Source organism: Nocardia macrotermitis (genome assembly GCF_009604405.1).
In the GTDB taxonomy this organism is placed as follows: domain Bacteria; phylum Actinomycetota; class Actinomycetes; order Mycobacteriales; family Mycobacteriaceae; genus Nocardia; species Nocardia macrotermitis.
The window spans coordinates 252115-275071 of the sequence record NZ_WEGK01000001.1 but is presented as its reverse complement, the minus strand read 5'-3'; the positions used below and the strand labels follow the sequence as shown (position 1 = coordinate 275071).

Annotated in this window: 12 protein-coding genes; 4 read left to right on the top strand and 8 right to left on the bottom strand. The window is 69.0% G+C overall.

Annotated features, from left to right (window positions below; genetic code table 11):
* Positions 1 to 456: 456 nt before the first annotated feature.
* Entirely contained in the window at positions 457 to 2715 is a 2259-nt protein-coding gene (locus NRB20_RS01175; RefSeq protein ID WP_153407303.1) for a sensor histidine kinase, read from the top strand.
* A gap of 189 nt (positions 2716 to 2904) precedes the next feature.
* Here NRB20_RS01175 and NRB20_RS01170 read toward each other — a convergent pair whose 3' ends face one another.
* The 7 genes from NRB20_RS01170 to NRB20_RS01140 all read right to left on the bottom strand — a co-directional run bounded on the left by NRB20_RS01170 (position 2905) and on the right by NRB20_RS01140 (position 12461).
* Positions 2905 to 3411 carry a dihydrofolate reductase gene (locus NRB20_RS01170; RefSeq protein ID WP_319944294.1) on the bottom strand — a complete coding sequence of 169 codons (507 nt, stop codon included), beginning with the start codon at positions 3409 to 3411 and terminating at the stop codon, positions 2905 to 2907.
* Between the two features lie 106 nt (positions 3412 to 3517).
* The gene (locus NRB20_RS01165; protein WP_153407302.1) at positions 3518 to 5668 is read right to left on the bottom strand and encodes an acyltransferase family protein; all 2151 of its coding nucleotides are present in this window, start codon (positions 5666 to 5668) and stop codon (positions 3518 to 3520) included.
* A gap of 196 nt (positions 5669 to 5864) precedes the next feature.
* On the bottom strand, positions 5865 to 6923 hold the full coding sequence (locus tag NRB20_RS01160) for a L,D-transpeptidase (RefSeq protein ID WP_406603776.1): 1059 nt from the start codon (positions 6921 to 6923) through the stop codon (positions 5865 to 5867).
* 996 nt (positions 6924 to 7919) lie between these two features.
* The gene (locus NRB20_RS01155) at positions 7920 to 8147 is read right to left on the bottom strand and encodes a ferredoxin (protein ID WP_153407300.1); all 228 of its coding nucleotides are present in this window, start codon (positions 8145 to 8147) and stop codon (positions 7920 to 7922) included.
* A gap of 10 nt (positions 8148 to 8157) precedes the next feature.
* The gene (locus tag NRB20_RS01150) at positions 8158 to 9366 is read right to left on the bottom strand and encodes a cytochrome P450 (RefSeq protein ID WP_153407299.1); all 1209 of its coding nucleotides are present in this window, start codon (positions 9364 to 9366) and stop codon (positions 8158 to 8160) included.
* A gap of 106 nt (positions 9367 to 9472) precedes the next feature.
* Complete coding sequence (locus NRB20_RS01145) at positions 9473 to 10069, bottom strand: TetR/AcrR family transcriptional regulator (protein WP_153407298.1); 597 nt, start codon at positions 10067 to 10069, stop codon at positions 9473 to 9475.
* Between the two features lie 196 nt (positions 10070 to 10265).
* The gene (locus tag NRB20_RS01140; protein WP_153407297.1) at positions 10266 to 12461 is read right to left on the bottom strand and encodes an MMPL family transporter; all 2196 of its coding nucleotides are present in this window, start codon (positions 12459 to 12461) and stop codon (positions 10266 to 10268) included.
* A gap of 423 nt (positions 12462 to 12884) precedes the next feature.
* Here NRB20_RS01140 and NRB20_RS01135 point away from each other — a divergent pair, with 423 nt between their 5' ends.
* The 3 genes from NRB20_RS01135 to NRB20_RS01125 all read left to right on the top strand — a co-directional run bounded on the left by NRB20_RS01135 (position 12885) and on the right by NRB20_RS01125 (position 21481).
* Positions 12885 to 19277, top strand: coding sequence for a type I polyketide synthase (locus NRB20_RS01135; protein ID WP_319944293.1), 6393 nt, complete (start codon positions 12885 to 12887; stop codon positions 19275 to 19277).
* An 85-nt stretch (positions 19278 to 19362) separates the two neighbouring features.
* Positions 19363 to 20760, top strand: a complete 1398-nt coding sequence (locus NRB20_RS01130) for a condensation domain-containing protein (protein WP_319944292.1) — start codon at positions 19363 to 19365, stop codon at positions 20758 to 20760.
* 13 nt (positions 20761 to 20773) lie between these two features.
* On the top strand, positions 20774 to 21481 hold the full coding sequence (locus NRB20_RS01125; RefSeq protein WP_319944291.1) for a hypothetical protein: 708 nt from the start codon (positions 20774 to 20776) through the stop codon (positions 21479 to 21481).
* On the opposite strand, the gene NRB20_RS01120 is transcribed toward NRB20_RS01125, so the two are convergent.
* Positions 21420 to 22838: a lipase family protein gene (locus tag NRB20_RS01120; protein WP_319944290.1), complete on the bottom strand. Its 1419-nt coding sequence runs from the start codon at positions 22836 to 22838 to the stop codon at positions 21420 to 21422. The two genes, NRB20_RS01125 and NRB20_RS01120, sit on opposite strands and share 62 nt — an antisense overlap.
* Positions 22839 to 22957: the final 119 nt, after the last annotated feature.

The following is a 22957-nucleotide window of genomic DNA, read 5'->3' as shown; positions in this document are numbered from 1 at the left end:
GGGAGTAGCTGGGCACGGGTGTGCGCGGACGGAGCAGGGTGCTCCGTCCGGGGCGGGCCACGGTGCCCGCGCGGGGGCGGTGATGGCGGCTTGATCGGTATTCGCCCGGCGGCCGGTGACACGGCCGGAGGATCGGTGCCGGGTGGATCTGCTTGCCGCCGAGGCGCTTCCGGTGTCCTTGTGTCGAGCCCTGAAAGTGGTGCGTAACAACGCATCTCGATGCGTCCGGGCACGGCGTGTCTGTACCGGCTGTTCACGCGGTTCCGAATTGGCAATCGACACGGTGACTTTCGCGGCCGCCGTCGGCAGGGCGAGGATGTCGACCGAATGGGTGGCTCGGGTGTGAGCGGTCGCGACGATGGGTGGGTGCGTCATCGGATGTGGCGTAGCTGTCGCGGGTGAGGACGCACCGTCGGGGGATGGGGCTGACGGGTTGTCGGTGCGGGGGCGGGGGTCATGGGTGATGATGGGGGCGTGGGCTGGAATCCGAGGCGGTGGGGTGCTGCTCGGGCGCTTCCGGTTCCGGGCGGGGTGGGGCGTGGGGGCAGGGCGCAGGAGCGGGCGCGGCGGGCGTTGGGGTTCGCGGCCGGGGTGGGGGCGGTGCTGTGGGTGTCGAGTCATCTGTCGGTGATTGTCGGGCAGGTGCGGATGGTGCAGATCTGGTGGACGCCCGCGGCGGTGACGGAGTTGGTGGTGACGGGGGTGGGGCTGGTCGTGGCGTCGTTGACGGTGGGGGGTCGGGCGGTCGGGGTGCTGGCGGGGTGGTTGGCGGCGGTGATGTTGGCGGCGCTGACCGCCTTGCCGATCGCCGGGGGGTACGGCTGTTTCGGACCGTCCGGGACCTGGTTGCCGCCGCTGGTCGCGGCGACCGCGGTGGCCGGGGTGCTGGCCTGGCCCCGCTGGTGGCCGGTGAATCTGCTGGTCTCGGGTGTGGTGGCCGCCGTGGTGGACGCGTACGTCTCCGGTGGCACCGGATGGCACACCGTCCTGGAGAACCTGCTGCGGACCTGGGTCGTGCAGGGATTTCTGGGGTGGACCGCGGCGCGGGTGCTGGCCGCGGCGATCGAACTGGACGCGGCGACCGCGATCGTGGTGCGGCAGGCGACCGTGGCGGCGGGCGCGGAGGCCACCGACCGCGAACGCACCCGGTTCGCCGGGTTGATCCACGACAACGTGCTGGCCACCCTGCTCGACGCCGCGCGCGGCGGCACCGTCGAGCGGCTGCGTCGCTCGGCCCGGCGCACCCTGCGCCAACTCGACACCAGCCCGCACGAATACCGTCTCGAGGACACCGGCGAGGTACTCGAGGCGATCGAGGTGCTGCGCGGCGAGGCGGACGAACACGGACTGCCGGTGCTGGTCGATCTCGCCGATCGGGCCGGTGAGCTGCGCATACCGCGTGAGGTGACGACCGCGCTCGCCGGGGCCCTGGGCGAGGCGGCGCGCAACAGCCTGCGGCATGCCGCGCCCGATGGACGCGTGGTCACCCGGTTGGTGCGGATCGTGGCGGACGAGGGCGGTGTGGTGGTGTGGATCGTCGACGACGGGGCCGGATTCGAGGTCGACCGGGTGAGTGTGGAGCGATTGGGAGTGCGGCAGAGCATCCTGTGGCGGATGCGATGCCTGCGCGGCGGTGACGCGCAGGTCGATTCGGCCCCGGGCCGGGGCACGACGGTGACGTTGCGCTGGACCCACACCGATCCGCAGCCGCCGCGCCCGCCCGCGCTGATCGGCGTGCGCGGGCTGTCGGGGATCGTGATGATGGCGCTGCTGTGGTCGGCGGTGGGCATGCTGCTGGTGGGGTACCTGCCCAGCGGTGATTTCCTGGTGGCGTGCACCGGATTCGGGCTGGTCGCCGTCGCGGGCGCGGTGGTGCTGATCCCGCGCGACGATCCGCTGCCCCGGCCCGCGACCTGGTCGGTCGTCGCGATGGGTTCGCTCGCCGCGATCATCGTCAACCTGGGTCCGTCCGAGGCGCACCACGCGGTCTGGGTGCTGGTGGCGTACTCGTATGTGCTTGCGCTGCTTGCGATTCGGGTCCGGGTGGCGGCGACGTGCGTGGCGCTGGTGGCGGCCGGCGCCGGGTACTACGTCTCGGGCGGCTCGCCGCATGCCGCGGTGAACGGCACCGCCGTGGCCGGGGCGACGGTGCTGGCCGCAGTCGCGTTCACCCTCTACATGCGCCCGATGCTGCGCTCGTATCACGGCGCGCGCGCCGATATCGCCCGGCACGCGGGAGCCGAGGCGCGGGCGGCGGCGCAGAGCCACGAACGTCGCAGTCAGATGGCCTACCTGTCGACCACCGCGCGTCCGATGCTGGAATTCCTCGCCGCGGGCCGCCCGCTGAGTCCGCAGCAGGTGAGCGAATGCCGGTTGCTCGAGGCCGAACTGCGCGACCGGTTACGCGCCCCCGGCCTTGCCGATCCCGAGCTGGTGCGTGCGGCGCGCGCGGCCCGGGTCCGGGGCGTGCGCCTGACCCTGCTCGACGACGCCGGACCGGACGCGGAGAACGACGCGCTGCGCGCCACGATCGTGGAAACCGCTGTGGCATACCTGGATTCGGTGACCCACGGCCGGGTCACGGTCCGCGTGCTGCCACCCGGCCGCGGGTGCGCCGCCACCATCGTCATCGTCGAACCCGACGCGTACCGCCGCGTGGAGATCGATGCCCGGGGAGTGTCCTCGGCGACCACCGAACCGGCTGCGGCGGGTTGAGACCGGCTCGCGCGCCGACCTGCCGGTTTCGTGTGATCGGCAGCTGGTTTGCACGCCTGGCTGGTCGGGGCGCGCGGCGTGAGGTACCGAGCCGACTCGGCGATTCCCGGTTACCGGTTCACGCAGTCGAATGGCTGATTCGCGCACCCGATCCGCCGGTCGGCGCGGCTGGCGACCGTGCGGACAGTCTTACTTCCGCGCGTAACTGCGGAACTGGAAACTGTCCTTGCCGTTGGACGAGCGGCTGATCCCGGTGGTGAACGCCAGCACGAATTGCGGCGGGATCTCGGGTGCGTAGGCATCCCCGGACACCTCGGTGTCGACCTCGGTGACCACGATGACGGTCGCGAATTCGACTGCCGCGGCGAAGATTTCGGCGCCGCCGAGCACCCAGACCTCGTCCGGATCGGTGAGCGCCAGCGCCTCCTCCACCGAACTCGCCCGCTCGGCACCGGGCGCGAACCATTCGGGATTGCGGGTGATGACGACCGTGCGGCGGTCGGGCGCCACGCGGGCCTGTTCGGGCAGTGCGTCCCAGGTGCGGCGGCCCATGATGATGGTGCGACCGCTCGTGACGTCCTGGAAGTGCTGGACGTCCTCGGGGATCTGCCACGGAATTCCGCCGTTCGCGCCGATGACGCGGTCGGGGGTCTGGGACCAGATCAACCCGATCGTGCGTTTGCCGTTCTCGGTCACGTGCGGTCACCACCTTCACTCGTCGAATAGTTTACCTTTGCTAACTATCTCGTCGACGTTTCGGCCGGTCACCCGAGGCCGCGTGCTCGCGCCGGTGGTGCGGTGCTCACCACCAATGCAGGATCGGTCGCATCGCCCGGCCCAGTGCGGGAGCCAGGGAACGCGAGTAGTTGGCGGTCAGGTGATGTTCGTCGTGATAAATGAGGATATTGCCTGCGGAGACCGGGCAGACGTCCGCCGCGCAGACCGCGTCGGTCATATCGAGCGGAAAGACGTTCGGGAATCGCGAGGCGGGTTCGGCCTCCGGATTCACCGGGTTGAGCGCGTAGTCGCGCGGTAGGCCGCAACTCGTGCTGTCCCCGCCGTCGGCCAGGCAGTCCGACGCGCGGTAGCGCACACCGTCGTGTCGCAGCCACGGCGTGTCGCGGATGGCGACGACGTTCAGGCCACGATCGGCGAGCTGGGACCAGACGTCCAGGTAGTCCTGCGGCGTCTCGTCGCCGGGTCCGTCCAGGGGCCGGGTGCCGGTGGTGAACACCCAGTCCGGGCGTTCCTCGCCGAGCCGGTCGATCACCTTGCGGGACCAGTCGTGACAGTCCGGAATGGTCTCGCCCTTGTAGGAGATGTCGTCCGACACGGTCAGCGGGCAACCCATCTTCAACATCACCCGCACCCGGAACCCGTGCTGCTGCCCCAGGATCTGCAATGCCGGAATCCAGTGCTCGGCGTGCGAGCTGCCGACCACCGCGAGCGTGCGCTCGGCAGTGCGGTCACCGTAATCGCAGGTGACCAGGTCGGTCGTGGACCAGTCCGCGATGCAGCCGTCGGTGGTCGGATAGGGCAGATCCGCGGGGGCTTCCAGAATGGTGGGTCGCATCCGGGCGTGCGGGACCGGTGCGCCCGCGGCCAGTGCCTCCGCGCCGGGATAGTCGACCGGATCCAGCGAGGTCGGCGGTTGCGGCCCGTTCGCGCCCATCGCGATGTGCCAGGTCGCGCTGGCCCCGATGCCGACCAGGCCGATCACCGCGACCAGCGCGCCGATCGGCTTGCGGAGCCGCAGCAGGATCGGCGCGAGCGAGAACGTCCGGGATCGGTCGGTCGGCTCGCCCGCCTGTGCGGCCGCGAGCGCGCGGGCCGACCGCATCCGCAGCGGTTCCTCGACCAGATGCCGGGTCGCGTACGCGAGCACCAGCGACACCCCGATCACACCGAGACCGCCGATGGGCCCGGCCATCGGCCTGCCGCGCTCGGAGAGATAGAAGATCAGGAACGGCCAGTGCCACAGATACAGCGAATACGCCATCCCGCCGAGTTCCACGGCCGGACGGGTGGCCAGCCAGCGCAGCAGCAGCGGCCGGTGCTCGGGTTCCAGATTGTTTCCCGCGAGGATCAGCGCGACGGCCGCGCCGACCGGGATCAACGCCGCCGGACCGGGGAAGACGGCCGCGCCGAAGACCAGCTCACCGCAGATCGCGACGATGACCACCCCGGCGATCGCCAGCACCGTGCGCACGACGCGCGGCATGGTCAGCCAGGGCGCGGCGATCGCCAGCAGCCCACCGACCAGCAACTCCCACGCGCGCGCGAAGGAGTCGTAGTAGTTCCAGCTCTGATTGGCGTTCTCCCCGGCCATCGCGTAGACGAACGAGGCCACCGCGAGCGCGCCCAGCAGCACCAGCAGCGTCGGGCGCACCTGTGCGGGACGGCCCAGTTTGCGCAGCGTCCAGGCCACCGCCGCCAGCAGCACCGTGATCGCCAGATAGAACTGCCCCTGCACCGACATCGACCAGAGGTGTTGCAGCGGGCTCACCGACGGGTCGGCCGCCAGATAATCCGAGGACGCTAGCGCCAGATGCCAGTTCTGGTAGTAGAACGCCGAGGCCAGCGTCTGATTCGCGAGATCGGCCCACTGGGTGATCGGTCGCAGCGTCACCGCCGCGAGCACCACGGCCGACAGCACCACGAGCAGCGCCGGGAGCAGGCGGCGCAGCGTGCGTCGCACGGTGAACAGCACCCGCACCGCGCCGCCGGATTCGATCTGCCGCAGCAGCAGCCCGGTGAAGAAGAAACCGGACAGCACCAGGAACACGTCCACGCCGCCGGACACCCGCCCGAACCAGATGTGGAACAGCACCACCAGGACGATGGCCACACCGCGCAGACCGTCCAGATCCAGGCGGTACGCGCTCGCGGCCGAGGGCGCGGCGACCGGACCACGCTGCGTGCCGGTGCGCACCGACTGCGTCGTCTTCGCCATCACCGAACGCAACACCCTTGTGCCGGTGCGTGATTCGCATCGGCCGGCGGGCTGGGCGGCGAAACGGGCTGCGTCAACGAGGAATCCGGCACATGAATTCTCTTATCATGTCCGCGAATCGCGGTCCAATCAGGACAATCCGAACAACACCGCCGACGCGGCCGTGATATGGGCCGCGTCGGCGGGGGCGAACCGGTCAGCTGTTGGCGTTACCGGCCTGCCAGGTCTGCCACGGGACCTCCCAGTCGCCGTAGGTGTCCCACACCGGCAGGCTGGGGCCGCCGGAGTTGGTGATCTCCACGACGTCACCGATCCCGAAGTGGTCGTAGAACCACTGCGCGTTGGCGGGCGAGAGGTTCACGCAGCCGTGCGAGACGTTGCTGCTGCCCTGCTGCCCGACCGACCACGGCGCGGAGTGCACGAACTCGCCGTCGTTGGAGATGCGCTCGTCGAGCAGCACCGTCTCGCGGTAGTAGCCGGGCGAGCCGGCGCAGGTGCCGTAGCTGCACGAATCCATCACGATCGAGGGCTGCTTGGCCGAGATGACGTGCGGGCCCTCGTGCGAGGGGAAACCGGGCGAGCCCAGGCTCATCGGCATCTGGTTGACCTGTTTGCCGTTCTGGAAGATGGTCAGCTCGTCGGTGCTGCCGTCGGCCTTGGCGACCCAGGAGTCGTGCACGGTGTAGTCGGCGCTGTTGTTCTCCGCGCCCAGCACGCCGTTGCCCAGGTCCAGGCCCACCACGTCGGCCTCGATGTGGATTTTGGTGCCCGGCTGCCAGTAGGTCGCGGCGCGGTAGTGCACGTCCTTGTCGTCGACCCAGTACCACGCGCCCGGCTGGGCCGGGGTGACGGTGACGTGCAGATGCTTCTGCACCTCGGCCTTGTTGGCCACCGGCTTGGTGAACTGGAAGACCATCGGCTGGCCGACGCCGATACCGGTGTCGGAGACGACGTCGGGTGCGGGCACGACGTTCGCGTAGGCGGTGCTGACGTTGTCGGCTGACATCGTGTTGACCGTGAAGTTCTGCTTGGTGTGCGCACCGGCGGAGTTCACCGCGTCGGCGACGATGGTGTAGGCGCTGGAGAAGGCGAGCGAATCGGTGTTCGTCCAGGTCTTCCCGTCGGGGGACAGGGTGCCCGCGAGGGGTTTGCCGTCCGGGGTGGTGGCGGTGACGGCGGTCAGGTGGCCGCCGCTGGCCGTGACGGTGATCGGGACGCTCGGGTTGATCGGATTCGCCGTGTCGGGGACCGCGATCGCCGCGGCCGGGACCGCGGGGGTGGTGCTCTCGTGCGCGCTGCCACTGCCACCGCTGCCGGATCGGCCGAGGAAGACCGCGCCGACGGCGATCACGACGATCAGGATCGCCGCGCCGACCAGCAGCCAGGTCGTGCGGCCGGGGCCGGGGACCGAGGTGCCGGTGGTGGCCGCGGCGATCTTGGTGGGCGGTGCGACCGGGGTGGCCGGGACGAACGTCGTCGGTGCGTCGGCGGCGGGGGCGCTCGCCGACTCGGGTGCTCCCGAAGGGGTGCCGGGCGTGTTCGGCGATCCGGCGGGCACGTTCGAGGGCGTGCCGGGAGCGGCCGGTGAGCCGGTGGGGATCGCAGCGGTCGCGGCCTCGGCATTCGGGATCACGACGGTGGCCGCCTCGGATCCGCCGGGAATCGCGGTCGTGGCGTCGGCGGATTGCGGCTTGATGCCGGAACTGTCCGTATTGTCTTGTGTGGCAGCGGTTTCGGCTGCGGTACCGGCGGGTGCGTCCTTGGGAGCATCGCCCGCCGGTGGGGTTCCGGGGCGGCTCTCCTGGCCGGAGGGTGGGTTGGCGTCGGTCGGTTGGCCGGGGCTCGAATCGGTCACGGTGTTCTGTTCGTCCTCACCGATCCCCGTGTTAGCGGCGGCCGGTACGTCGGTGGTGGGTTCCTGGGCGGGGTGCGACCCGCCGGTGTGTTCCGGATCGTCGGTCTGGCTCATCGTGCCCCCGCTCGGGCCAGTATTCCACGTCCACCTCCGCGCCCCTGCGCCCGCACGCCCGCGGCCGACGGGGACGGGACACGATCGTTACGACATTCCTCCATGGGTCGATCCTGCATGAGTCGATCTTGCCGCAGGATCGCGAAAACGACGCTGCCTCACAGGAATTGCTCAGCGGAGCGAGATCTCCGCGTTAGTGTCCGCTTTGTGCTGTCCGGTAGCTGCGCGGCGGCGAGAACTCCGCGCCGCCGCCCCGATCGGGTGCGGCGACGCGGCGTCCCCTCATTGTTCGGGTGCGAGCACCTTTCCCGAATCGGCCGCTCGCACCAGAATCGCCTCCACCGGACAGGACTCGGCGGCATCGATGACGCTCTCGTCCGGATCGGTCAGTTCGGCGACGGGGCTCGAGTAGCCGTCCACGAGGGTGAAGTGCGCCGCGGCCGTGCCGGTGCACATCCCCGAGCCGATGCAGGTCTCGCGGTCGACGGTGATCCGCCACTGATCGCTCATCGGCGCGCCCCTACCAGGTCACCGGCAGCGCGACGGGTCCGCGCACCAGCAGACCGGTCTTCCACGGGACCTCCTCGGCGGGCACGGCCAGCCGCAGTCCCGGGAACCGGCGCAGCAGCGAGGACAGCGCGACCTGCAATTCGATCCGGGCCAGCTGCGCGCCGAGGCAGTGGTGCACGCCGTGCCCGAAGGCGATGTGCGGGTTGTGCTGGCGGGTCAGGTCCAGTTCGGCCGGGTCGTGGAAGACCGCTTCGTCGCGATTGGCGGACTGGGTGTTGACGAACACCGCGTCACCGGCGCGCACGGTGGTGCCGCCCACCTCGACGTCCTCGGTGGCCACCCGGGCGAACGCGCCGCCGGAACCGAGCTGCACATAGCGCAGCAGTTCCTCGACCGCGTCGGGCACCAGCTCCGGATCCGCGCGCAGCGCGTCCCAGTGGCCGGGGGTGGACAGCAGCAGATAGGTGAAGTTGGCGATCTGGTTGGCGGTGGTCTCGTGACCGGCGATGAGTAGCGTGATGCCGAGCTGGACCAGTTCGGCCTCGGTGAGCCGGTCGTCGTTGTCGCGCGCGGTGACCAGCGCGCCCAGCAGATCGTCGCCGCTGTCCGGGTTGCTACGGCGTTCGGCGACCACCTCGGCCAGATAGGTTTCCAGGCCGGTGCGCGCGGCGGTGATCTCCTCGGCGGTGTAGGCGGTGGTGGACAGGATCGCGTCGGAGAAGTCGCGGAACCGGTGCTGATCCTCGGGCGGCACCCCGAGCATCTCGCAGATCACCGTAACCGGAAGTGGCAGAGCCAGATTCGCGACCAGATCGGCGGGCGCGCCGAGTCGTTCGATCTCGTCCAGGCGTTCGTCGACGATCTGCTGGGCGCGCGGGCGCAGCAGATCGACCCGGCGGCTGGTGAACGCCTTGGCGACGAGTTTGCGCAGGCGGCTGTGTTCGGGCGGGTCCATGCTGAGCAGTGAATTGCCGCGGGTGGGCTGGGGGACCGCGCGCGGGACGTCCTCGCGGTCCACGGTCACCGCGCGGCTGAATCGCGGGTCGGCGAGCACGAATTTGACGTCGTCGTAGCGGGTGACCAGCCAGCCGTCGCCGCCGTAGGGCAGGTGCACGCGGCTGATCGGCTCCTCGTGGCGTAACCGTTCGAAGAGCGGATGGATCTCGAGCCGGACCGGATCTCCGAAGGGGTAGTCGCGTACCGGCGAGTCGACGCTCATGTGAACTCCCTTCCCCCACGCCGCTCACGGCGTGTAAGCGATGTAAGCAGTTGCTTACAAAAGTATCGTAGGGTGGTCCCCGGGGTGCGTCAACGGATGAATCTCGTTATCGCGGTGGGAAATTCACATCCATGCGCTCGAGCAGCACGCGGGCGGCGCGCAGCACATGTCCGGCAACCGCGTCCGGATCGGCCCCGGCCAGCGGATCACGCCGGTGCACCGAACGCATCAGGCCGATGCCCAGCAACCACGCCAGCAACAGATCCGCGCGCAGTTCCGCGTCGGGCTCGTCGGTGAGGGTGGACAGCGCGCGCACGTACTCCTGGCCGAGTTGCGCGCGGATCGCCTCGGCGCCCTCGTCGTGGCCGCTGGAGCGCAGCGCGGCTTGCAGCCAATAGTCCTGCGCGGCAGTGGTTTCCGGCTCCAGCATGCGATCGAGCATGCGGCCCAGCAGGGCGTCGTCGGGGCCCTCGGCCAGCACCCGGCGGCCGCGGTCGGTGATCGAGGCGCGGAACAGTTCGTCCTTCGTGCCGAAGTAGCGGAACAGCAACGCCTGATTCACGCCCGCGCGCGCGGCGATATCGCGCACGGTGGCGCGCTCGAATCCGCGTTCGCCGAACAGTTCCTGCGCGGCGGTCAGCAGCGCCGCGCGTGTGGCGGCCGAATCGCGCCGGCGTCCGGCCGGTGCGGTCTCCTCGGACATCCCATCCTCCCGGTGATCGTCCCAGCAGAGTACGGGCACACCAGTAGCGGTAGGTGAGGTCCACGCGAGTGGAGTGGCGGGCTGTGGGGTGTTCCGGAGGGTATTGCTGGGTAGCGCGGTGGGCGGGAGCATGATTCGCGAGACGACGAAATGGGTGCCGTCGGTGTGTGTGGTGTATCGATGTGGCGGTGTTCGATCAGAGTGCGGCCGAGTGCGCCACCTCGGGTGTGGTCGCGGTTTCGGGTTCGGCCGGTGCAGTGGCGGGTGGTCGGCGGCGTCGGCGCGGGGACCACCAGGACAGATCGCCGAACAGCCGCATGGTCGCCGGGACCAGCAGCATGCGCAGCACGGCCGCATCGATGAACAGCGCCGCGACCATGCCGAACGCGATGTACTGCATCATCACCAGCTCCGAGAGCGCGAACGCGCCGGTGACCACCAGCAGGATCAGGGCGGCGGCGGTGATGATCCGGCCGGTGTGCGCGATACCGGAGCGGACCGCCTCGACGGTGGACGCGCCCGCGCGCCGGGCCTCCACGATGCGGGCGAGCAGGAATATCTGGTAGTCGGTGGACAGGCCGTAGATCACCGAGACGATCAGCACCAGCACCAGCGCCATGATCGGCTGCGGGGTGAAATTCATGGCGCGCGAACCGTGTCCGTCGATGAAGACCCAGGTCAGGATGCCCAGGGTGGAGCCGAGGCCGAGCAGGTTGAGCGCGGCGGCCTGTAGCGGCAGCACGATCGAGCCGAAGGCCGTGAACATCAGCGCGGTGGTCAGCGCGAAGACCAGCGCGATCATCCAGGGCAGGCGGTGCAGCAGCGCGTCGACGCTGTCGCGTTGTTCGGCGGGGGTGCCGCCCACGAGAAGTGTTGTGCCCCTGGGTAACGGCATCGATCGCAGGTAGTCGATGGTGGGATCGGGGCGGTGCGGATCGAGCAGCACGGTGTCGGTGGTGAAGACGCCCAGGGTCGAGGACGCCTGCACGGGGTTCGGGAACGGTGCGGCCAAACCTGGTGCGCGATCGGCGTTTTCGAAGACATGTGGAACCGCGGCGCTGTCGTTGGTGATCAGGATCAGGGAGATCGGTCCGGTCTGGCGCAGCGGGAAGATCCGGTCGAAATGCTGCTGTGCCACCCGGGTCGGGTTGTCCGGCGGCAGGAAGCGTTCGGTGATCCCGCCGAAGGCGATGTCGCGGATCGGCGCGATCAGCAGCACGAGTATCGCGACGATCGGGATGCCCACGGCCAGTGGTCTTTTCATCACCCATCCGGCGAGCCGCCCCCAGCGGTTGTCCGGATCCTCGGACGTACCGCGGGTGCGCTGGAACCGGCGGAATCCGAACAGATCGATCCGGCGGCCCAGCACCGCGAGCAGAGCGGGCAGCAGGGTGACCGCGGTGAACGCGGCCAGTGCGACGGTGATCATCGCGCCGTAGGCGAACGAACGCAGAAACCCTTGCGGGAACAGCAGAATCGCCGCCGACGCCGCCACCACGATGGTCGCCGAGGACACCACCGTGCGTCCGGCGCTGCCCATGGTGCGGCGCACCGCCACCGGAACCTCGTGCCCGTCGGCGAGTTCTTCCCGGAACCGGCTCACGATGAACAGTCCGTAGTCGATCGCCAGCCCGAGCCCGATCATCGAAACCACCGGGGAGACGAAGGAATTCACGTCGGTGACCGTGGTGATGGCCCGGATCACGCCCCACGCGCCGACCACCGTGAGCCCGCCCGCGATGAGCGGCAGCGCCGCCGCGACGACGCCGCCGAAGACGAAGAACAACAGTATCGCGACCGCGGGGATGGCGAACAGTTCCATCCGCAGCTGATCGTGGGCCATGGTGTCGTTCAGTGCCCCGGCGACCGGCTGCCCGCCCGCGACCCGCATATCGATCCCGGGAATGGTGAACTCCCCGGCGACCTTTCGATAGTTGCGCATCACCGTGGTGTTGTCGTCGCCGCGAATCGCTATGGAGGCGAAGGCATATCGGCGATCCTTCGTACCGAAGACGTCCGGCAGCGAGACGCCGGTGTCGGTACGCCAGTAGGTGCCGTTGATCTTGGCGATCTGCTCCGGAAAACGTTGCGGCAGTGCGTTCAGGTCGCGCACGATGGTGCGGGCGAACGCCGGATCGTCGATCGTGCGCCCGGCCGGTGCGTGGTAGAGCACGAGCACATCGGCAATATGGTTGCGCCCGAACGCTTCCGACTTGATGCGCGCCTCGCGGATGGACTGCGATCCGGGATCGTCCCAGCCGTCGGCGCTGAGCCGGGAGTGCAGATCCATGCCGTACACACCCAGCGCCAACAGGGCCGCGAACAGGACCACGATCACCGTGAACCGCCGTCGGACAACCATATCCGCCCAGCGGGTGAAATCGGTGAACAATGGTCGCCTCCCGGCCGCGTCGAATTCGGGTGTACGCGTGGAGTTCCGATATGCACGCCGAACTCCGAGGGGAGCCTATCCGCGCATTCGCCGATTCGCCGGTGACAACCGGACGTATGCCGAAACCGCACAATGACAGGCGACCGATATTGTGAACGATTCGAACGCGGCATTGTGACGAACTCCGGTCGCGCGATACGCCTTTCGTCGGATCGCCATGCCGTTCACCTGCGTGTTCTGGGCGATGTCACAGTGGCGACCGGATCGGCTCCCAGGACCGCACAAAATGCGCGTACGGGACTGGCCGGCCCGCGATCGGCCGATACACTGAGCCCCGGGCTGGTCGATCATGTGGGGGACCCGAATTACCCGATCGCCGAATCGGACGGCGATGACATATCCCGAGCTCGGGAGGAAAACTGCGTGTCTGATATTGCAATTGTCGGTATCGGTTGCCGATTCGCGGGCGGCATCGATTCACCCGCCGCGTTCTGGGATTTCGTGGTCGACAAACGGGACGGTGTCGTGGAGATTCCGGCCGACCGCTGGGATTATCGGCGCTACTACGATCCCGAACCGCGCACGCCGGGCCGCGCCTACACCAAACACGGCGCGTTCATGACGATCGATCCGTGGGAATTCGATCCGGATTTCTTCGGCATCTCCCCGCGCGAGGCGACGGTGCTGGACCCGCAGCAGCGACTGCTGCTCGAGGTGACCTGGGAGGCCCTGGACGACGCGGGGGTGGCCGGGCGTGCGACGGGCGCGCCGGTCGGGGTGTACGTGGGCGGATTCGTGGTGGATCAGTCGGTGATCGGCGTGGTCGGCCCGGCCCTGTTCCACACCGATATGCACACCCCGGCCAGCGCCTCCTACACGATGCTGTCCAATCGAATCGCGTACGCGCTCAACCTGACCGGGCCCGCGCTGACGGTCGACACCGCGTGTTCCTCCTCGCTGGTGGCGTTCCACCTGGCCTGCCAGGCGCTGGAGCACGGCGACTGCGAGGTGGCGCTGGCGGGCGGGGTCAACGTCATGTTGCAGCCCGAGACGTTCGTGCTGATGTGCAAGGGCGGATTCCTGGCGACCGACGGCCGCTGCAAATCCTTCGACGCCTCCGCCGACGGCTACGGCCGCGGCGAGGGCGCGGGCATGGTGGTGCTCAAGCGGCTCGAGGACGCGGTCCGCGACGGCGACCGGATCTATTCGGTGGTCAAGGCGACCGGTGCGAATCAGGACGGGCGCACCACCGCGATCACCGTGCCCAGCGCCGAATCGCAGGAGTCGCTGGCCCGTCAGGTGTGCACGCGCGCGGGGTTGCGGCCGGACGAGATCACCTACGTCGAGGCGCACGGCACCGGCACGCTGGTCGGTGACCCGGTCGAATTGCGCGCGCTGGGAAGGGTTTTCGGTGCACCCGCCGGACGCGCCGGCACCCTCGGGGTGGGGTCGGTGAAGTCGACCATCGGGCATACCGAGGCCGCGGCGGGGGTGGCGAGCGTGATCAAGGCGGCGCTGGCGATCTCGCATCGCACGATTCCGCCGCAGGGGTGGCTGGACAAGCCCAATCCGGATATTCCGTTCGAGGAGTTGGGGTTGAGCGTCCAGCTCGAGCCCGAACCGCTCGCGCCCGGCGGTGCGCCGATGACGATCGCGGTCAACGGATTCGGCTACGGCGGCACCAACGCGCACGCGATTCTCCAGGAGTATCGCGAGCCGCTGGCGTCGATCACGCACGAGCGCAACCACTTCGGGATCCTGCCCATCTCCGCGCGCGGCACCGCCGCGGCCCGGGCGCAGGCGGGTCGGTTCGCGGATCTGCTTGCGGCAGGAGCGGATCCGGACCATCTGGCCGAGGCGGCGTGGACCCGGCTGGCGCATCACCCGTATCGCACCGGTGTGCTGGTCGACGGCGACGCCACCGAGTTGATCTCCCAGCTTCGTCTGTTCGCCGGGGGAGAGGGGCGCGACGCCGCCCGCACGATCCTGTCGCGGGTGGCCGAACCGGTATTCGTGTTCTCCGGGATGGGCCCGCAGCACTGGCGGATGGGGCGTGAACTTCTCGGTGCCGGTGGGGTTTTCGCTGAAACAGCCCGCCGCGTCGACGAGGAGTTCCGGGCGTTGTCGGGCTGGTCCATCATCGAGGAACTGCAACGGCCCGAGGAGGATTCGCGGGTCACCCGGACTGAGGTCGCGCAACCCGCGAACTTCCTGATCCAGGTGGCGCTGGTGCGCGAACTCGCCGAATACGGCGTCACGCCCGCGGCGGTGGTGGGCCACAGCGTCGGCGAGGTGTCCGCGGCGTATGTCACCGGGATGCTGACCCTGCCCGAGGCCGTGCGGGTCGCCTATCACCGGGCCCGGTTGCAGGCCACCACCGCGGGGACCGGCGGCATGCTCGCGGTCGGGCTGAATCCGGAGCAGGCCCGCGAACTGGTCGGCGAGGACGCGCGGGTCGACATCGCGGCGATCAACAGCGCGAGTTCGCTGACCCTGTCCGGTGCTGTGGAACGGCTCGACGAGATCGCCGAAAAGCTCACCGAGGAAGGTGTTTTCGCGCGTCGGCTGCGAGTGGAGGTGCCGTATCACAGTCAGCTGATGGATCCGATCCTGGACGAGTTGCGCACCGAACTGGCCGAGCTGAAACCGCAGCCGCCCACGGTGCCGCTGTACTCGACCGTCACCGGCGCGCGGGTCACCGAGGGGGATTGGGACGCGGAATACTGGTGCGCGAATGTGCGTCGGCCGGTGCTGTTCCGGGACGCGATCGCCGCGTTGATCGCCGCGGACAGCCGGGTTTTCCTCGAGGTCGGCCCGCATCCGGTGCTCTCGGGCAATATTCGCGAGACGCTGCTGGGCGCGGACGTCAACGGCACCACCGTGCCGACACTCGATCGCACACAAGGGGATTCGGAGAGTATCCGGCGCACGCTCATCGGCCTGTACGCCGCCGGGGTGCTCGCGGTGGACACGTTGTTCCCGCCGGATCGCGCGCCCACACCTCATCTGCCGCTGCCGCGCTATCCGTGGCAGCGCACCCGATTGCATTCCGCGCTACCGCTTTTCGAACAGGCCCGGCTCGGCACTCCCGACGGATACGCGATGCTCGGCGATCCGGATCTGGAAGGGCGCCCGGACTGGCTGCTCCAGGTCGGCGGCGAGTTGCTGCCGTGGCTGGCCGATCACGTCGTCAACGGTGTGAAGATCATGCCCGGCGCGGCCTACCTGGACGCCGCGCTCAGTGCGGCGGCCAGCAGGCTCGGTGTCAAACGCGTTGGCCTGGAACAGGTCCGGTTCGTCGCACCGCTGATCATGGGCGCACCGGACGTGCCGCTGGTGGCATTGAGCGTGGAGGAGGCCGGCGGGCGATTCCTGATCCGCTCGCGCGGCGCGACCGGGCAGGCGTGGACCGTGCACGCGCACGGCCGCCTGCTGACCGGCAGTCACGAGCAGACCTTCACCCGGGTGCCGAAGATCGAGGTCGGGGTCGACATCGATCCGGAGATGTTCTATTCCGGGCTGGATGCCGCGGGCCTGCAGTACGGCCCGTCGTTCCGGCGGGTGCTGGCGGTGCGGGTCGGACAGGACGTCGCGGTCGCCACCGTGGACGGCGGAATCGCCGCGGGCTCAGGACATCTGGCCCATCCGGCGGTGGTCGACGCGGCCATGCAGAGCGCGGCGCTGCTGTTCGCCGACGAGCGGATCAACGAGGGCACGATGGTGCCGGTCGGGGTGAACGCGGTGCGACTGCTGGCCCCGTTGCCCGAGCGGATCACCGTGGTGGCCCGCCGCGACCCGAAGGCGCGGTTGCGCGCCGACGTCGACCTGCTCGACACCGACCAGAATCTGGTGATGCGCCTGAGCGGCTTGCGGATCGGCGCACTGCGTCCGGGGGACGACCCGCTGCACCGGATGGTCGATTTCTACTACACCGACACCATGGAACAGCGCGATCCCATAGATCCGGCCGCCCTGACCGAAGCCGGATCCGCCACCACCCTGATCGTCGCCATCGGAACGAGTGCTCGTGCAACCGAACTCGCCGCGGCCGTACCGGGATCCTGGCTGTACCAGGTGGATTCGCCGGGACCGGAACTCGAACCGGAACTGACCGAACTACTCCAGGCCGGACGCGATGCGGGCACCCGGCGGCTGCACGTGGTCCTGGTCGCCGCGCCCGATCGGCGGGACGACCTCGCCGACCTGTGGACCCTCAAGCGAATTGCCGTGGCCGTCAACGAATTCGCGAATCCGGAAGCCGCGGACGGCACCCCGCAGTCGGTTTTCGGCGACGGCGTCTGCCACGTCACCCTGGTGACCGAACACGCCTTCACCCTGCCGGACAGCCCGACCGCACCCGAGTCCGCGCACGCCGCTCTCGCCGGTGCGCGCCGCGTACTGCTCAACGAACAGACCGCGCTGCGCTGGCGGCTCGTCGACACCGAACCCGGCACCCCGATCGCCGATCTGATCGCGGAACTCGCTGTGCCCGGGGCGTTCTCGCTCGACAACTCCGACGAGGTACTGCTGCGCGCGGGCGGGCGCTGGGTGCCGGTGGTGACCAAACCGCTGCCCGACCGGCTCGAGGATCTGGACACCGCCCGACCGCTGACCGATCCGGAGGCCAACTTCACGCTGGAACTGCCTCGCACCCGCGTGCTGTCCGCGCTGGCCTGGCGCGAATGTCCGCGTCCGGCACCGGGTCCCGATCAGGTCGAGGTCCGGATGCAGGTCATCGGACTGAACTACAAGGATCCGCTGAAGGTCATCGGGCTGCTCGGGGAACGCGAACTCGCGCCGACCTACTTCGGCACCGTGCCGGGGATGGAGGGCGTCGGGGTGATCACCCGGCTGGGTGAGAACGTCACCGATCTGTCCGTCGGTGATCTGGTCGCGATCGCGGCCAAGGGCATGATGCGCCGCTTCGCCCTCTCGGATCGCGCGCTGACCATCCCGCTGCCGGCCGACACCGATCCCGGATACTGCACCAGCACAATCGCTTTCGGCACCGCCGAATACGCACTGCACGATCTGGCCCGGCTCGAACCGGGCGAGACGGTGCTGATCCACGGCGCGGCCGGCGGCGTGGGCACCGCGGCCATCCAGGTCGCCAAGGCGCGCGGGGCCCGCATCATCGGCACCGCGAGCACCGATGAGCGGCGCGCCCACATCCTGAGCCTGGGCGCGGATTACGCGGTGAACTCCCGATCGCTGAACTTCGTCGACGACGTGCTCACCATCACCGAGGGCGCCGGTGCGGATGTGGTGCTCAGTAGCGCGCCGGGGGAGATCCTGCGCCAGAACTTCACCGCCGTAGCCGAATTCGGGCGGATCGTGGAGGTCGGCAAGGCCGACATCTACACCGGCGGTCTGCTCGAGATGAGCAACTTCGACAAGAACGTGGCCTACTTCTCGATGGATCTGGACCGGCTGGTCGCGGTGCGTCCCGAACGTCTGATCGCGCTGCTGCAACGCGTCTACCAGCGGGTGCTGGAGGGGGTGTACCAGCCGTTGGAGTACACCATGTTCGATACGCGCGAGGTGGCCAGGGCGTTCGAGGAGACCATCCGCTCGACCCGCACCACCCGCATCGCGCTGCGCATCGACGATCCGGAACCACCCGTCCGGCCGCATCTACCCGAGATCGAGATCGACTGTGCCGCAACCTATCTGGTGACGGGCGGTTTCGGCGGTTTCGGTATGGCGATCGGCCGCTGGCTGGTCATGCGGGGTGCGCGGCGGCTGGTCCTGGCCGGACGCGGCGGCGCGACGACCGAGCCGGCCCGGCGGCAACTAGACGCGTGGCGCACGGTCGGAGTGGAGGTGCTCGAGGAGAAACTCGACGTCACCGACGCCGAGGCCGTGGCCGCCATGGTGACCCGCGCCCACACCGCCGAACATCCGCTGCGCGGTGTGTTCCACGCGGCGGGCGCGGTCGCCGACAACCGGATCGCGCTGATGGATCACGATCAGCTCGACCGGGTGTACCGGCCCAAGGTGCACGGCGCGCGCGTACTGCACCGGGCGATCGCGGACGCCGATATCACGCTGGACATGTTCGTGCTGTGCTCCTCGGGCGGTTCGATGTACGGCATCTACGGGCAGTACAACTACTGCGCGGCCAATGTCGCGGTGGAATCGCTGGCCGAACAGTGGTCCCGCGCGGGTGAGCGGGCGCTGTGCGTCGGCTGGGGGCATCTGTCCGGTGCGACCGGCGGTATGGCCGCCGACGAGACCGCGGTGAAATACCTCGACCTGGTCGGATTCGGCGCGATCGACATGGCCGATGCCACCGCGTATCTGGAACAGACCCTGCGCCTGGGCGCGACGCGGGCGGCCGTCATCCCGACCGATTGGGCCAAACTCACCGGCACCTTCCCGCAGCTGGCCCGGACCGGACGCACCATCGCGCTGGCCCAGGCATCGGCCAAGGACACCTCGGAGCTGGCCCAGTTGCGGGACGAACTCGCCGAACTCGAGGAGGTCAAACGCGGCCCCTTCATCGCCCGCAAGATGGCCGAGGAACTCGCGGTGGTGATGGGCGTTCCGGTCGAATCGATCGATATGACCGTCCCGGTGCCGGAGCTGGGCCTGGATTCGCTGATGGCGGTGGAACTCGGTGCGCGCGTGACCAAAACGCTCGGTATCGATCTGATGTCCCTCCAGATGGGCCGCTCGTTCAGTCTGGAACAGGCCGGGCCGAAGGTGGCCGAGCTGATCCTCGCCTCGGCGACCGCGGTATCGGAATCCGAAGCGCCACAGCCGGTTCCATCCGGCGCGGCCGAACTGGTGTCGGTCGCCGTCGGCTCGCGGTGACGAACCCGTCGAGACAACGCGCCGCGCACGGCCCGATCGCGAGACGGGCCGTGCGTCGGCGCGCACAGGGAAGTGAGGACATGTCGTGGTCGGTTTCGGTCTGATCGACGAGTGGGAACCCGCGCCCGGCCGCCTCGTGAGCTGGGTGGCCTCGCCGCGGGCGCTGGAGCGGGCCGCGCGGGCCCCGGAGCATCCGGTGCCGCCGTCCCATCAGCAGGAGGAGTATCTGCGCCTGGCCGACCGGCACAGCGGGGCCGATTTCCGGTACTCGGGGCTGTGCGTGGTCACCGCCGAGATCCCCGCCGGTGATCTGGACCGGGCGGCGATGACGACGGTGGTGAACGCATTTCTCCAGCGGCACGACAGTTTTCGCAGCTGGTTCGCCCTCGAACCCGGCGGTGTGGTGCGGCGGCATCTGGTACCCGCCGAGGCGGTGGAATTCGTCCCGGTCGACCACGGCGAGATCTACGACGCGGAAACCATCCGCGAACATGTGGAGAAGACCACGCCGGGACCGTTCACCTGGGACTGCTTCACCTTCGGCGCGATCGAACGCGCCGAATCCACCACCGTCTACCTGGCCGCGGACCATCTGCACACCGACGGATTCGGCCAGTACATCGCCGGATTCGAGTTGGCCGCACTGTATCTCGCACAGGTGTGGCAGGACACCGGCATGCTCACCGAACCGGCGAGCTACCTGGACTACTGCGCTCGCGAGCGCGCCTACACCGAACAACTGACCCTCAATTCACCCGGCGTGCGCCGCTGGGCACAGCTGTTGCGCGCCAACGACGGCCGATTACCGTGCTTCCCAATGGATCTGGGCAAACGCCTGGACGGCTACAACCGCAGCGCGCACCGCACCATGACGCTGCTGGACGGTGCGGCAGCGGATCGGTTCGAGCGCGTGTGCGCGGATCAGGGTGCCGAATTCGCCGGTGGCATCTTCGCCGCCGCGGCGCTGGCCGAACGCGAGACGACCGGCGGCGACTACTACTTCGGCATGACGCCGATCAGCACCCGCGTCTCGGCGGCCGAGCGGGCCTCGGTGGGCTGGTACGTGAACCTGGTGCCGGTCGCGTTCCCGGTCGGCGCCAGGACCCCGTTCACGCGGCTGCTGCCGCTGGCGCAGCGCGCCTACGACGACGGACTCCTGTTGGCTCCCACCGCATTACATCGTGTGCTGGAACTGCTGCGATCGGATCCGGAGATCAAGGCCGGACCCGGTTCGGGACATCCGATGATCTCGTACGTGGACACCCGCGAGCTGTCCGGGAGCGAATACTTCGACATGGCCGAATGCGGTGTGTACGCGAACCGGGCGGCCTCGGAGGAGGTGCTGATGTGGATCAATCGCTTTTCCGAGCGGACCACGTTGAGTGTCATCTATCCTGATACGCCGGTGGCGCACGAGTCGGTGGATCGCTACCTCACCGCGCTGGCCGTGGTATTCACCGACGTCGCCGGTGTTGCGGGCTGAGCGGACGCGCTCGGTGATCACTCGACAGGAGTTCAAGGTGCACAGCGTCTTTCGCGACCCGGGCATTCCGGACGGGGAGCGGACCGACTACACCGTCCTGGTCGAGGGACGGCCCGGACGGCTCGATCTGAGCGGGGTGACCACCCGCGAGCGGGACGGCTATTTCTCGGTCATCGAGGCCCGCGCCGTCGGCGGCGATTTCGAGATGACGGTGTGTCAGCGTTTCCGCCGGATCGAGGCGGTGCTGCACGCCGAAAGCTATTGTGCCGAATCACGTTCCGGCGGCATCGTGGTCTCCCGCGAGGAGGGCCGGTTCCTCGGCGTGGAGCATCTGCAATTCGGCGGACTGATCACACCGTTCCCGGCCAATGTGATGCCGCTGCTGGGCGGGCTGATCCTGTTGCGCGGCCTGGATTTCACCGAGGGCGTGGAGGAGTCGGTGAATCTGTGGCTGGCCTATTCGGTCCACGTGCCGCTGTCGGCGCGGATCGAACAGTGCGCGACCATCGAGGTTCCGGCCGGGCGCGTCCGATGCCGGCAGGTGCGGTTACGCCCGCGCCTGCCGCAGCTGAATACGATGGCGGACAAGGTGATCGGCGGCTTCCTGCCCCCGGCGGTCGCGCACTTCGAGGTCGCCGAACCGCACCGGCTGGTGCGGTTCAGCTTCCCGGTCGGGCCGATGCCGTGGGATCCCCGGGCCGTGCTGGAGTTGTCGAAGTAGCCTGTCGCGCCGGGCATTCGCTCGGCGCCGGATGTCCGCGCAGTCGTTCGTCCAGCCACTGGGTGGCCCCGATGAATCCGGCGAACATGCCGATCGCGTGTTCACCGGGCACGGTGCGCGATACCGCCCGCACCCCGCGCGCGCACTGGCTGGTGAACAGATTCCGTGAATCCTGCTCCGGAATCCAGATGTCCCAGGCCGCGTGGTAGATGTACAGCGGCGCACCGGAGGTCCGCCCGCGCAGATCGAATCGCGCGAAGAGTTGTTGTGCCAGTGGACTGTTCAGTGGGTCGGCGACCGTCGAGGCGATCTGCACGGGCACACCGGTCACCCCGAGCGGCCCGTTGCTGTCCCCGCAGGTGTCCTTCACCGGCGACGTCGCGGCCCACTGGCCCAGATGATTGAGATACGCCAGCAATTCGGGATGTTCGCGCGCGATCGCCAGGGCCACGACCAGCAGGATGCCCGAGGCCATATTGCCGTTGAACTTGTGCGCGATGGTCCGGTAGTCGGTGACCAGGCCGCCGGTGGTCACGCCGACCAGAATCCCGTTCAGCTCCGGCGCGTACTCGGATTGCAGCATCGCCGCCGCGTAGGAGGCGATCGCCCCGCCGGAATAGCCGCCGATCGCGAATCGGCTGCGGGAGAAGCGATTCGGATCCTGCGCGCGCACGGCGCGAATCGCGTCCAGCACGATATGCCCGGCGACGTTCGGATCCGCGTACGCCATCAGCGGTCCCTCGTGATCGGGAATCAGCACCGCGTATCCGCGCGACAGGCCCCACCATGTCGTCGGCGGAATCAGATCTCCCACACTGAATTTGGAGTGCGGACCGTGTGCCATCGCGTAGCCCGGGGTGCAGCGCAGGCCCAGGGAGTTGATCGGGATCGCGTTCACCACCACCGGCCGATCACCCGGACCGGTCCAGGCCGCGGCCGGAATCACCAGCGTCGCGGTGCCGAAGGAGGGCTTGCCGTTGCCGTCGGTGGTGCGGAACTTCAGCAGCAGCGCCTGCCGGATGGGCACCACCGCGAGCAGCGCCGAGGTCGCGGTCACATCGCGCGCGGCGATGATGTCGCCCGGATGTAACCCGTCGAGGTTCCCGGGCCGGGAATCGAAGATCGGATCACCGGCCGGGGTGGACTGCACGGCCCGCCACAGCGCCGAGAGCCGCGGTGTGAGCGAGGCGTTCGGCAGCGGGGCCGCAGCCGGGAATCGCGGTGCGGGAATGGTGTTGTCGATCCACTGCTGCGGGCCGCTGGGCCCCTGGTCGGTGGGTGCGGCCGCGGCCGGAAGCGGCGTCGTCAGCAGACATCCGGCCACCACGGTGAGCACGATCGTGCGCAGAGATTTCACTGTTCTCGTCATTCATCCGGAAAGGGAATCGCCCGACCGGCAATACGGTAGACAATTCCGCACGTCAGGGTGGGTGAGTTCGGGAATTCGATGCGGTGTCACAGTGGCCGCGCCGCGGA

Excerpts from the sequence above, each read along its gene's own strand:
- NRB20_RS01175 (WP_153407303.1), top strand. The coding sequence starts at position 457 with ATGGGTGATGATGGGGGCGTGGGCTGGAATCCGAGGCGGTGGGGTGCT.
- NRB20_RS01165 (WP_153407302.1), bottom strand. The coding sequence starts at position 5,668 with ATGGCGAAGACGACGCAGTCGGTGCGCACCGGCACGCAGCGTGGTCCG.
- NRB20_RS01155 (WP_153407300.1), bottom strand. The coding sequence starts at position 8,147 with ATGAGCGATCAGTGGCGGATCACCGTCGACCGCGAGACCTGCATCGGC.
- NRB20_RS01150 (WP_153407299.1), bottom strand. The coding sequence starts at position 9,366 with ATGAGCGTCGACTCGCCGGTACGCGACTACCCCTTCGGAGATCCGGTC.
- NRB20_RS01145 (WP_153407298.1), bottom strand. The coding sequence starts at position 10,069 with ATGTCCGAGGAGACCGCACCGGCCGGACGCCGGCGCGATTCGGCCGCC.